This window comes from Roseomonas sp. GC11, from assembly GCF_024437745.1.
Taxonomy (GTDB): Bacteria; Pseudomonadota; Alphaproteobacteria; order Acetobacterales; family Acetobacteraceae; genus Pseudoroseomonas.
Genome location: NZ_JANFNY010000107.1, coordinates 1 through 12,341 on the forward strand (window position 1 = coordinate 1; position 12,341 = coordinate 12,341).

Consider the following 12,341-nt stretch of genomic DNA (forward strand, 5'->3'; position numbering starts at 1 on the left):
GGCTGCGGCAGGGCGGGCGGCAGCGGGCCGGCGCGCAGCGCGGCCAGTTCTTCCCGCAGAGCGGCGGTGAGCGGGGCGCGGCCGAAGCGTTCCAGCAGGGGCGCCGCCTCCGGCAGGCCCAGCAGGCGGTCCACCGAGGGCAGGGCGCGCAGCGCCGAGCGGTCCGCCATGGTCAATAGCCGATCAGGAAGGGGTTATACCCGGCGCAGCGGTATTTGGTGCCGCGCATCAGCAGGTTGAGGCCGAGGCTGGCGACATCATCGGCCAGCGGCTCGATGGCCGGATTTTTGTTCTGGTAGAAGATCTTGACCCAGTTGCCGCAGGAGTCGCAGGTCTCGGCCTTCACCGTCGCCCCGCCCTCCTGGCCCTCGCCCGCCTGCCCCTCCGTGGCGGCCTCCTGGTAGCCGACGCCCTTGGTGGAGCCGCAGGCCAGGCATTTGATCCGCACCTCGTTCCACTGGCTGCCGCAGCCGGAGCAATGGGCGTAGCGGGCATTCTCCGCCCCCGGGCGGCCAACCACCGCGGAGGCGATGGGCGCCCCGCCGCAGACGGGGCAGACCCCGACCTCGATGGGTTGCAGAGCGGCGGCGTCGAGCACGGCGGCGTGGCGCGCCACCTGCACCTGGAAGGCGGCGGCGAGGAAGAGATGCTCGGGCAGGCTGTCCGGTGGAATGGCATCCACCGCCACATTGCCCAGCATTTCTTTGAGTTGGTCCTCGGACGTGCCGCGCAGCTGGGCCAGGGCGGCAGCGGCGGGGGGCGGCATCTCCACCGCCTCCAGCCCGTCGAGAAAGCGGGCGACGAGGCCGGGGAGTTCCGGCCCCGCCGCCAGGGCGGCGCGGTCGAGCGGCGGCATATGGTGCTCGCGCGCGCGCTGAAGCTGTTCCGCCGGGGGCGGGGCGGCCGGGGGCAGCGCCTCGGCCAGCGCCGCCTGGGCCGAGGCCAGCCCGGCCAGGAAGCGCAGATAGGGGCCGAGTTCGCTGCCCTCCGCCAGCACCGCGAGCCGCTCCGCCCGCAGGCGGAAGAACGGCCCCGGATCCGGCAGCAGCACGAAGGCCGGCTTGACGAGGCGCCCGATCATCGAGGGATCGGGCTGTAACCCATGGAATCCAGACATTCTTGACCTCGTCGGGCCGTACCGGCCACGCAGACTGTTACTCGGCGGGGCCGGCCTTGCGCTGGCCGGCGAGTTCCCGCAGCCATTTGCGGTGGTGGCGCCAGGCCCAGCCGCCGGTGACGGTGCCCCGCGTCATCGCCCGCAGCGTGCCACGCGTCCAGATGGCCGCATAGACGTGCATGATGAAGACGCAGATGATCAGCACCGCGGCGATGGAGTGCACCAGCACCGCCACGCGCATCTGCGGAATGGTGAAGTAGGCGGAGAAATACTGCTCCCAGATCACCACCCCGCTGCCGATCAGCACCAGGATGAGCCCGGCCATGGCCCAGAAGACGATCTTCTGGCCCGCATTGTACTTGCCGAGCTCGGGCAGGTTCTCCTCATGCCCGCCCACCACGTCGCGCAGCTTCCTCAGCCAGACCCAGTCCACCCGCTCCGGCAGGTTCGCCTTCCAGAGCTGGAAGAAGAACACGAAGAAGCTGATGAAGAGCACCACCCCGAACCAGGGGTGCAGCGCCCGCGTGTTCTGCCCGCCGCCGAAGAGGCCGGTCAGGAAGAACAGCGCCGGGGTGAAGAGGGCGAGGCCGGACAAGGCCAGCAGGATGAGGCTGCTGGCGGTGATCCAGTGGTTGAGCCGCGCCCCCGGCCCATAGCGGTTGACGGTGACGGGCTTGCCCGGCAGCACCTTGTCGCCGGGCTGGGCGTAACGGGGCTTGTTCGGCTCGGCCATCACACCCGCTCCTCCGGCGGCGGCGGGGGCGCCTTGGCCGGGTTTTCCACCAGCTGCTCCGCATGCGCCTCATCCTCGTGCGAGACGCGGTTGGCGCGCGCGAAGACGCCGTGGATCATGCTGCCCACCGCCATGAAGCCCATGGCGGCGATGCCGACATACTTGGTCACGCCCTTCCAGCTCTGCACCAGCGGCGAGATCTTCGGGTCGTCGGGCAGGTTGGCGTAGATATGCGGCTTGTCGGCGTGGTGCAGCACATACATGACATGCGTGCCGCCCACCCCCGGCGGGTCGTAGAGCCCGGCATTGGCATAGCCGCGCGACTTCAGATCGGCGATCCGGCCGGCGGCATGCTTCTTCATGTCCTCCTTGGTGCCGAAGACGATGGCCTGGGTGGGGCAGGCCTTGGCGCAGGCCGGCCCCTGCCCCACCGCCACGCGGTCGGAACACAGGGTGCACTTGTAGGAACGGTGATCGGCCTTGGAGATGCGCGGGATGTTGAAGGGGCACCCCTTCACGCAATAGCCGCAGCCGATGCAGTTCTCGTGGATGAAATCCACGATGCCGTTGGAATACTGCACGATGGCGCCGGGCGCCGGGCAGGCCTTGAGGCAGCCCGGATCGGCGCAGTGCATGCACCCATCCTTGCGGATGAGCCATTCCAGGCTGTCCGTCTCCGGGTTCACCCATTCCGTGAAGCGCATCAGGGTGAACATGTTTTCCGTCAGGTCATGCGGGTTCTCATAGATCCCGACATTTTCCCCGACGCCCGGATGGGTGTCGTTCCACTCGATGCAGGCGGACTGGCAGGCCTTGCACCCGATGCATTTCGAGACATCGATGAGCTTGGCCACCTCGGTGAGCTGCCGGCCCGGCGGCGGCAGATCTGCCGTCGCCGAGCGGCGCACCACGTCCCCCGGGCCGAGATTGCTGGCCAGGGGCTGGGTCGGCGGGTTGCTGACCGCCGTGCGCGGGCTGTCGATCATGCCACCCTCCTCACGCCACCACCCCGCCCTTGGGGGCGGTGCTGGGTTCGATATTGACCAGGAAGGCCTTGTAGCCAGGCGTTTCGATATTCGCCTCGCCCACGAAGGGGGTCAGCGAATTCGGGCCGAAGCCCTTCTTGGCCGCGCCGATGAAGCCCCAGTGCAGCGGAATGCCTATGACATGGACGGTCTTGCCGTCGCAGATCAGCGGCCGGATCCGCTTGGTCACCACCGCCTTGGCCCGCACCGAGCCCCGCTTGGACCAGACGCGCACCCAGCTGCCCGGGGCGATGCCCTTCTCCTTCGCCAGCTCCTCGGAGAGCTCGACGAAGAATTCCGGCTGCAGCGCCGCGTTCACCCGGTTGTGCTTGGTCCAGTAGTGGAAATGCTCGGTCAGGCGGTAGGAGGTGGCCGCGTAGGGGAATTCCTCCGAGGTGCCGAACTGCGCCACATCGCTCGCGAAGATGCGCGCGACCGGATTGCCGCGCAGCTTCGGGTTGAAGGGGTTGGCGATCGGGCTCTCGAAAGGCTCCATATGCGCGGGGAAGGGGCCGTCCCGCAGCATGCCCCGGGCGAAGAGGCGGGCGCTCCCCTCCTGGTTCATGATGAAGGGCATGACATCGCGCGGCTTGGCGGTCGGCGCGATATCCGGCACGTCATAGCCCGTCCACTTCGTCCCATCCCATTCCAGCAGCTTGCGGGAAGGATCCCACGGCTTGCCGTCCAGGTCGGCCGAGGCGCGGTTGTACAGCGTCCGGCGGTTGAGCGGCCAGGAATAGGTCCAGTTGGGATGGGTGCCGGTGTTGTCCGGGTCGTAATTGTCCCGGCGGGCCATGTTGTTGCCGGCCTCGTTGAAGCAGCCGGAATAGATCCAGCAGCCGCACATGGTGGAGCCGTCATCCCGCAGCTGCGAGAAGTTCACCACCTGCTTGCCGGCGGCGAGGATGATCCTGGAGGGGTCGTTCGGGTCCCGCAGGTCCGTCAGCGCCCGGCCATTGATCTCCCGCGCCAGCTCCTCCGGCTCCGGCTCGCCCGGGTTATGGTAGTTCCAGGACAGCTTCAGCACCGGGTCGGGGAAGGCGCCACCCTCCTTCCGGTACAGCTCGCGCATGCGCAGGAAGATCTGCGCCATGATCCAGGTATCCGCGCGGGCCTGCCCCGGCGGCGTCGCGGCCGGCCAGAACCATTGCAGCCAGCGGCCCGAATTGGTCAGCGAGCCCTCATCCTCCGCGAAGCAGATGCTGGGGAGCTGGAAGACCTCGGTCTGGATGGACTTGGTGTCGACGTCGTTGAAGTCGCCATGGTTCTCCCAGAAACGGGCGGTTTCCGTCTCCAGCGGGTCCATGGTGATCAGGAACTTCAGCTTCGACAGGCCGGCCACCACCTTGCCCCGGTTGGGGAAGGCGAGCACCGGGTTGAAGCCCTGGCAGATATACCCGTTGACCTTGCCCTGGTTCATCAGCTCGAACATGCGCAGGATGTCGTAGGCCGGCACGTCGAGCTTGGGGATGTGGTGGTAGCACCAGTCATTCTCGGCCGTGGCGGCATCGCCCCACATGGCCTTCTGGAAGCTCACCATGAACTTCGCGTAGTTCTGCCAGTAGCTGGTCTGCCCCGGCCGCAGCGGCTTGAACTGCCGGCTGCGCATATAGGTCGCGTAGTCGGGCTCCCGCTCCGTCGGCATGTTCAGATAGCCGGTGAGCAGGTGCGACATCAGGCCCATATCGGTCAGGCCCTGGATGTTCGAATGGCCGCGCAGCGCGTTCATGCCGCCGCCACGGACACCGATATTGCCCAGGATCAGCTGCAGCATGGCCATGCCGCGGATGTTCTGCGCGCCATGCGAATGCTGCGTCCAGCCCAGCGCATACATCGAGGTCATGGTCTTCGTCGGCGAAGAGCATTCCGCGATCATCTGCGCGATCTGGAGGAACTTGGCCTTGGGCGTGCCGCAGATGCGTTCCACCATCTCCGGCGTATAGGCCGCGACATGCGCCTTCAGCAGGTTCCAGACGCAGCGCGGGTGCTCCAGCGTCGGGTCGACCCTGGCGAAGCCGTTCTCGTCGAACTCATAGTCCCAGCTCGAACGGTCATAGTCGCGCTTCTCCTCGCTATAGCCCGAGAAGAGCCCGTCACTGTAGCCGAAGCCTTCCTTCACGATGAAGGAGGCGTTGGTATAGGCCTTGGTATACTCCCACTGCACCTTATCGTTCTGGATGCAGTAGTTGATCACGCCGAGCAGGAAGGCGATGTCCGAGCCCTGGCGGATCGGGGCATAGACGTCCGACACCGAGGCCGTGCGCGTGAAGCGCGGATCGACCACGATGAGCTTGGCGCCACGATGCGCCTTCGCTTCCGTGACCCACTTGAAGCCACAGGGGTGCGCTTCCGCCGCATTGCCGCCCATGACGACAACGAGGTCGGTGTTCTTGATATCGGTCCAGGCGTTCGTCATCGCGCCACGGCCAAAAGTCGGGCCCAAACTGGACACCGTGGGGCCGTGTCAGACGCGAGCCTGGTTATCGAATCCGACGATACCGAGCGCCTTGGCAACCTTGAAGGTGGCCCAGGCCGTTTCATTGGTGGTGGCGGAGGCCGCCAGCATCCCGGTCGTGGCCCAGCGGTTCACCGGCACGCCGGCGGCGTTGGTCGCCACGAAATTCGCGTCGCGGTCGTCCTTCATCAGGCGCGCGATGCGGTCCAGCGCGGCATCCCACGAGATCGGCTCGAACCTGTCGGAGCCGGGCTTGCGGTGCATCGGCTGGCGCAGCCGGGTCGGCGCCTGGACAAAGTCCTTCAGCGCGGCGCCCTTGGGGCAGAGCGTGCCCAGATTGGTCGGGTGGTCGGCATCGCCCTCGATGTGGACGACCTCCGCCTTCTCGCCCTTCCGCACATCACCCTTGGAATAGATGATGATGCCACAGGCGACCGAACAATAGGTGCAGGTGTTTCGCGTTTCAGTCGTGCTGGCGAGCTTGAAGCCCCTGACATGGGCCTGGATGGCGGCTTCCGCCTCCCCAAATCCCATGGCACCCAGCGACGTTGCTGCGACGCCCGCGCCTGCGGCTTTCAGAAAGCCACGGCGCGAGAGTTCCATATTCATTACTGGCCCTCCCGTCCCTGAGAGTAAACCTTTGCTAACCTTCGGTAACTAGGGGTTCCCGACCGTCAGCGTCAAGAAAAGCCTAGCTCCATAAGCTGAGGCTTTGGTTAATGGCAGGTCACGGGCCGCCACCATCCGCGGCGGCCCGCGCCCCTATCAGGCCGCGACCTCGCGCGCCGTGATCTCGTAGCGGAAGCGCGAGGGGTCCAGGCAATCCTGCTGCCCCGCCGCCGTGAAGGCGCAAGGATACATCAGGAAAGCGAAGTTCGGCTTCTGCGCAGCGCCCGCCTCCGGCAGGGCGATGTCGGTCGCGCTGTTATAGCCGACCCAGTTCATCTCCCAGCCGCCAAACAGCCGGTCGCGCAGCGCCATCACCTCCGGGCTGTCCACCGCCAGCCGGTGGTCCAGCACCACCTTCCGCACATCTGCCGGGTCGAGCGGGAACCAGCCCTCGCCCTCCAGGAAGACCTCGGTGCGGCAATGCTGCGCCTTGGAGATGGCGCCGCTCGCCCCCATGGTGCGGAACTGCGCGGAAGGCGCCACGCGGATGCCATAGACATCGCGCGCCGCGAAGCCGGCGCCCCGCGCCAGCGCCGTCATCAGCCCGTTGATGTCGGCGCATTTGCCGGTGAGGTTGCCGCTCTCCAGCATGCCGCGCACATCGCCAAAGCCACAGCCCGGCGTCTCCGGATTGCGCGCGGTGTGCTCCACCACCCAGTCATAGAGGGCGCGCAGCTTGGCCCGCGGCGTGTCCCGGCCTGCCACGATGCGCTGCGCCGTGGTGGTGACGATGCCCTCCAGCGGCACGCTCTCCGTGCCGGCGCGCCAGAAGGCTTGCTCCGCCGCGGTCACGGGCAGGCTGGCATCACAGCCCAGCCGGTCCCGCGTGGCCACGCGCTGCACCACCACCGCCGTCTTCGGCCCCTCGGCCGCCCAGTCCACCTTCAGCAGGCCGGCGCCATAGCGGGCATCGCGCAGCAGCCGCGCCTGGCCCTGGCTTTCCACCTCCAGGCCCAGCCCGGCCTGATACCCGCCGGCGCTCTGCGCCAGCGGCAGCCAGAGATGCGCGGCGCCCGGCGTGTCGCTGAGGTCGATGCGCGTGGTGATCTCGAACTGGCGCCAGCCGGACGGCACGGGCTGCGCCGCGCGGGCAGCGCGCGGCAGGGTGGTGGCGGAGAGAAAACCACCCGCCAGAGCCAGCGAGGCAGAGAACAAGCGACGGCGTTGCATGCTATTCCTCCGGAACAAGCGCAGGGGCGGGCGATCCTACTCGCCCGCGCTCGGCCTTGCCACAATCCTGTGGCCTGAAAAACCGATTGCGCTATCCCGTTCTTGTAGAAACCTCATGTTGCGTAGCAATAAAGCGCCAGGAGGGCAAATCTGAACAATCAGATAACCCTTCTAGCATGGCAATAAATATCGAACTTTCCACCCCGCGCCCGGGCGATCAGCGTCATGCCGCAGGCCTCGGCGCTGCGCAGCGCCAGCGCGCTCGGCGCCGAGACGGCGATCAGCACCGGCGCACCCAGAATGGCCGCCTTCTGAACCATCTCCACCGAGACGCGGCTGGTCAGCACCACCGCGCCCCGCCCCGCCTTCACACTCCCCGCCTTCATACCTCCGGCCTTCACCCGCGCCGCCGCCAGGGCGCCCACCAGCTTGTCCAGCGCATTGTGGCGGCCGACATCCTCGCGCATCGCCACCATCCCCTCCCCCGGCAGCCAGAAACCGGCGGCATGCACGGCCTGGGTGGCACGGTGCAGCGCCTGCCCCTCCGCCAGCGCATCCAGCGCCTGCATCACCGCCGCCGCGGGCAGGCGCAGCCCATCCTCGGGCCCATCCTCCGGCAAAGGCGGCAGCGGGCGCAGCGCCGCCTCCAGGCTCTCCAGCCCGCACAACCCGCAGCCCACCGGCCCGGCCATGTGCCGGCGGCGGCGCAGCAGCGCATCCTGCCGGTCCTCCGCCAGCTCCATGCGAAGCTCCACCCCGGCCGCGCGATGCACCACCTCCAGCCCCGCCAATTGGCCAGGATGTTGGATGATGCCCTCGGTCAGGCTGAAGCCCAGGGCGAAATCCTCCAGATCGCGCGGCGTGGCCATCATCACCGCATGGCTCGCCTGGCCATAGGTCATGGCCACAGGAGTCTCCTCCGGCAGCAGGCTCTCCACCGGCTGCGGCGGCTCTCCCGCGCGCCAGCGCAACGGTCTGCTCGAAAAGACAGGGTCCGGCGCCGTCATCCTCATTCCTCCGCGCCCGGCGGCAAGGGGCCGGGTGCGGCATCGCTAGCACCGGCGGCAGGCCAAAGGCAAAGCCAGGAAGAAACGACAGAAATGTTCTTTTTTGGAAAAAAGAACCAAAAAACTTTTATCCCTGGGCGCCCCGCCCATGGCCCGGAGCGGAACGCCAGACTGGAAAAAAGCTTTATGACGTCATGCTTTTCTCTGTTGGCATCGGCGCCGCCCCGGCCAGCGGCGCGAAGGCGGCAAGGCCCCTAGCGGTTCCGCACCGCCAGGGCCGCCAGCACCATCCCCGCCATCACCAGCGCCAGCCCGGCCAGGAACACCACCGAGAGAGCATTCCCCAGCAGCGCGACAGAAGAAAGAATCCCGATCAGCGGCACACCCAGGGTGAAGTTGGACATGGCGAAAGCACTGATCCGCCGCCCATGCTCCGCCGAGATGACAAAGCAGGCCGAAGTCGCCACCGGCCCGATGAAGAACAGCAATTCCAGCAGGCGCGGCGTCACCGCGATGCCGGTGGGCGCGCCATCCACGGCATAGGCCAGCCCGGCCAGCGGCAGCGTCGCCAGCAGCATCTGCCAGGGCGCCAGCGCCAGCGGGCTGGCCGTCCAGCGGTGCCGGCGGATCTGCAGGATCACCACCGACCAGCAGATGGCCGCCGCCAGCAGCAGCCCCGCCCCGGACAGCGCGCCCGGCGCCCCCCAATCCATTTCCAGCGGCGAGCAGATCAGCCCCACCCCGCCCAACCCCACCGCCAGCGCCAGAAACTGCGCCCGCCCCGGCACCTGGCGGAACAGCACCCAGCCCATCAGCACACTCCACAGCGGCGTGGTATAGGCCAGCAGCACGGCATGGCTGGTGTCCGTGCGGGTCATCGCCACCATGCCCATGCCGGTGAAGGCCATCATCTGCAACAGGCCAATGCTGGCCACGATAGGCCAGTCCCCGCGCGGCGGCAGGCGCAGCTCCCCGCGCAGCCCGACAAAGGCGAACAGGCACAGCGCGGCACTGCCGAAGCGCAGCGTGGCCAGCCAGAGCGGCGGCACGACATCCAGCGCCATCCGCGTCGCCGGCCAGCTCAGGCCCCAGAGCACCACCATGGCCAACAGCCAGAAAGGCGTGGACTGCACGCTCGACAGGCGGACCGGCGCGGCAACGGCGGGGGTGGCGCAGATCCCTTGGGTTTGGCTCATCACGGATATCCCGGGCGGGTGGTTCCGGGAAATCCTCGGCCAGGCGTGGCGGAAAAACCTGCCTCATTTTTTGCTGCGGCGCGAAAGATAGGTTATATTTTTCCCTAGAAAGAAAATTTCAGGTCAAATATGCCGGAAACCCGCCCCGCCCTGGATGAAGCCAGCCTGCGTATCCTCGATGCGCTGCAAAAAAACAGCGAGATCAGCAACGCCGAACTGGCCGAGCGCGTGGGCCTCTCAGCCTCCCCCTGCTGGCGGCGGGTCAGCGAATTGCGCGAACGCGGCGTCATCCGCGGCGCCGTGGCACTGGTCGATCCGCTGAAACTGGGGCTGGCCGTCAACGTCTTCGTCCACGTCACGCTGAAACAGCAGGACAAGGCCTCGCTGAAACTCTTCACCGACTCCATCGCCCGCCGCCCCGAGGTGATGGAATGCTACCTGATGACCGGGGAAGCCGATTTCCTGCTGCGCGTCGTGGTGGAAGACCTGCTGCGCTACCAGGAACTCATGCTCGAATGCCTGACGCAAATCCCAGGCGTCTCCAACATCCGCTCCAGCTTCGCGCTGGATCAGGTGAAATACACCACCGCGCTGCCAACAGATCATTTAAGGAGATAAGAAGAGTCTTCTTTTTCTGAAGAAAAAGAAGCAAAAAGACTTTTCCAGGCCGCGTCCCGCTCATAGCCTGGAGCGGGGCGCGGCACCGGGCACAATCAGCTCACAAATCAGCCCAGCAGGCCGCGGGACTTCAGCAGCGCCGCCGTGCCAGGGGGGCGGCCACGGAAAGCCACATAAAGGGCCATCGGGTCCTCCGTGTCGCCGGCACTCAGCAGGTGGCGCAGGCGGGCCGCCACCTCGGGGTCGAAGGCATCCCCCTTCTCGGTGAAAGCCTCGAAGCCATCGGCGTCCAGCACCTCGGACCACAGATACGAATAATAGCCGGCGGCATAGCCCTCGCCGGCGAAAAGATGCTGGAAATGCCCAGGCCGGTGGCGGATGCCGATTTCCGGCGGCATGCCGATGCCGGACAGAAACTCCGCCTCGAACTGCGCGATGTCCAGCGTCTCCGGCGCGGGGTGGGTGTGCAGGGCGAGGTCGATCAGGGCGGAAGCCGTGTATTCCACCGTGGCGAAGCCCTGGTTGAAGCCCTGCGCGGCCAGCAGGCGGTGGATCAGCGCCTCCGGCATGGGCTCGCCCGTCTCATGGTGCAGGGCATAGCGGCCGAGCACCTCCGGCAGGCTGATCCAGTGCTCGTAGATCTGCGAAGGCAATTCGACGAAATCGCGCCGCACCGCGGTGCCGGATTGCGCGGGGTAACGCACGCGGCTGAGCAGGCCATGCAGCGCATGGCCGAATTCATGGAACAGCGTCTCGGCATCGTCGAAGCTGAGCAGCGCCGGCGTCGCGCGGGCGAAGTTGTTGTTGTTGACGACGATCGGCGAGAGCGGCGTATCCAGCGCCTCCTGCTCGCGATAGCTGCTCATCCAGGCGCCGGAACGCTTGTCGCCACGCGCGAAGGGGTCGGCGAGGAAAAGGCCGACATGCCCGGCCGCGTCCTGCACCTCATAGACCTGGACATCGGGGTGGTAGGCGGGCAGCTCCGGGCGCGGCACGAAGCGCAGGCCGAACAGCCGCCCGGCAGTGTCGAAGGCCGCCTGCTGGATGCGGTCGAAGACGAGATAGGGCTTCAGCTCCGTCTCGCTCAGGGCATAGTCGGCCGCGCGCACCTTCTCGGCATAATGGCGCCAGTCCCAGGGGGCGAGCGGGCCTTCATGCCCCTCCGCGCGGGCGGCGGCGAGGAGGCGGTCCCGCTCGGCGGCGGCCTTGCGCTTCGCCGGCTCCCAGACCTCGGCGAGCAGCGCCTGGGCGGCGGCGATGCTGCCAGCCATGCTGTCGGCCAGGCGGAATTCAGCGAAGCTGGCATAGCCGAGCAGCCGCGCGCGCTCGGCGCGCAGGGCGAGGATCTCGGGGATCAGCGCCCGGTTATCCTGCGCGCCGGAATGGTAGCCGCGGGCGATCCAGGCTTCATAGGCGCGGCGGCGCAGGGCGCGATGGGGGGAGAAAACCAGGAACGGCTCGATCAGCGAGCGCGAGAGGGTGATGACATGCCCCTCCCTCCCGCGCGCCGCCGCCGCCTGGGCGGCACCCTCCACCAGGAAGGGCGGCAGCCCGTCCAGCTCCGCGCCGGAGAGCGGGAGGAACCACGCCTTCTCGTCATGCAGCACGTTCTGGCCGAAGGCGGTGTGCAGATGGGCGAGGCGGGCGGAGATCTCCGCCATGCGGGCGCGGCCCTCGGGCGGCAGGGCGGCGCCGCTGCGCACACGGCCCAGATAAGTGCGCTCCAGCAGGCGGCGCTGGTCGGTGTCGAGGGCCAGGGTATCGCGCGCCGCGTGGACCGCGCCGATGCGGGCGAAGAGGGCCTCATCCTGCGCCACGGCCATGCCATGCTGGGCGAAGCGCGGCGCCCAGTCGCGGTCCAGCGCCTCGAATTCCGGCCCGCCGAGGCTGACGACGAGGTTGGAGAACAGGTTGGACAGCCGCCGCAGGGCCGCGCCGCTGCGTTGCAGCGCCTCGATGGTGTTGGCGAAGCTGGCCGGCTCGGGGTTGGCGCCGATGGCGGCGATCTCCGCCCGGTGCTCCGCCATGGCGGCGTCAAAGGCGGGCGGGAAATGCTCCGGCCGGATGCGGTCGAAGGGCGGCAGGCCGAAGGGCGTATCCCAGGCGGCCAGCAGAGGATTGGCGTCACACATGGCGAAGATCGGGGCAGATCCCTCCCCCCCGGTCAAGGCCTCTGACGATGCGGACCATCAGAGACTCTCCGCGCGGGCGACGGCTCCGCCCGCCCTTTGAAAACACGGCGCCTGTTCGTGAGAGGGGCTTCGCCCCTCTCACACTCTCCCCACCAAAGGCCTGAGGCCTTTGGAAACCCATCTGAAGGCGGGTGCAGGGGACCCTGTCCCCTGCTGGGG

At 67.6% G+C, this 12,341-nt stretch carries 10 protein-coding genes; 1 reads left to right on the plus strand and 9 read right to left on the minus strand.

Annotation, left to right across the window (positions count from 1 at the left end; genetic code table 11):
• The 8 genes from NON00_RS22030 to NON00_RS22065 form a co-directional block, all read right to left on the minus strand.
• Positions 1-170 (minus strand): hypothetical protein (locus tag NON00_RS22030; protein WP_256024922.1); only part of this gene is annotated, 170 nt, incomplete at its 3' end.
• A gap of 2 nt (positions 171-172) precedes the next feature.
• Entirely contained in the window at positions 173-1,117 is a 945-nt protein-coding gene (gene fdhE / locus NON00_RS22035) for a formate dehydrogenase accessory protein FdhE (protein ID WP_256024909.1), read from the minus strand.
• 37 nt (positions 1,118-1,154) lie between these two features.
• A complete protein-coding gene (locus tag NON00_RS22040) occupies positions 1,155-1,850 on the minus strand; it encodes a formate dehydrogenase subunit gamma (RefSeq protein WP_256024910.1) in 696 nt (231 codons plus the stop codon).
• Entirely contained in the window at positions 1,850-2,836 is a 987-nt protein-coding gene (gene fdxH / locus NON00_RS22045; RefSeq protein ID WP_256024911.1) for a formate dehydrogenase subunit beta, read from the minus strand. Before fdxH ends, NON00_RS22040 begins: the two co-directional genes overlap by 1 nt.
• 10 nt (positions 2,837-2,846) lie before the next feature.
• On the minus strand, positions 2,847-5,939 hold the full coding sequence (gene fdnG, locus NON00_RS22050) for a formate dehydrogenase-N subunit alpha (RefSeq protein WP_256024914.1): 3,093 nt from the start codon (positions 5,937-5,939) through the stop codon (positions 2,847-2,849).
• Between the two features lie 156 nt (positions 5,940-6,095).
• The gene (locus NON00_RS22055) at positions 6,096-7,169 is read right to left on the minus strand and encodes a transglutaminase-like domain-containing protein (RefSeq protein WP_256024916.1); all 1,074 of its coding nucleotides are present in this window, start codon (positions 7,167-7,169) and stop codon (positions 6,096-6,098) included.
• Between the two features lie 158 nt (positions 7,170-7,327).
• Positions 7,328-8,140, minus strand: a complete 813-nt coding sequence (gene fdhD, locus NON00_RS22060; protein ID WP_256024918.1) for a formate dehydrogenase accessory sulfurtransferase FdhD — start codon at positions 8,138-8,140, stop codon at positions 7,328-7,330.
• Positions 8,141-8,430: 290 nt separating this feature from the next.
• Complete coding sequence (locus NON00_RS22065) at positions 8,431-9,372, minus strand: DMT family transporter (protein WP_256024919.1); 942 nt, start codon at positions 9,370-9,372, stop codon at positions 8,431-8,433.
• A 129-nt stretch (positions 9,373-9,501) separates the two neighbouring features.
• Between NON00_RS22065 and NON00_RS22070 the strand changes: the two genes are divergently transcribed.
• Entirely contained in the window at positions 9,502-9,990 is a 489-nt protein-coding gene (locus tag NON00_RS22070) for an Lrp/AsnC family transcriptional regulator (RefSeq protein ID WP_256024920.1), read from the plus strand.
• 107 nt (positions 9,991-10,097) lie between these two features.
• Here NON00_RS22070 and NON00_RS22075 read toward each other — a convergent pair whose 3' ends face one another.
• Positions 10,098-12,122 carry a M3 family metallopeptidase gene (locus NON00_RS22075; protein WP_256024921.1) on the minus strand — a complete coding sequence of 675 codons (2,025 nt, stop codon included), beginning with the start codon at positions 12,120-12,122 and terminating at the stop codon, positions 10,098-10,100.
• Positions 12,123-12,341: the final 219 nt, after the last annotated feature.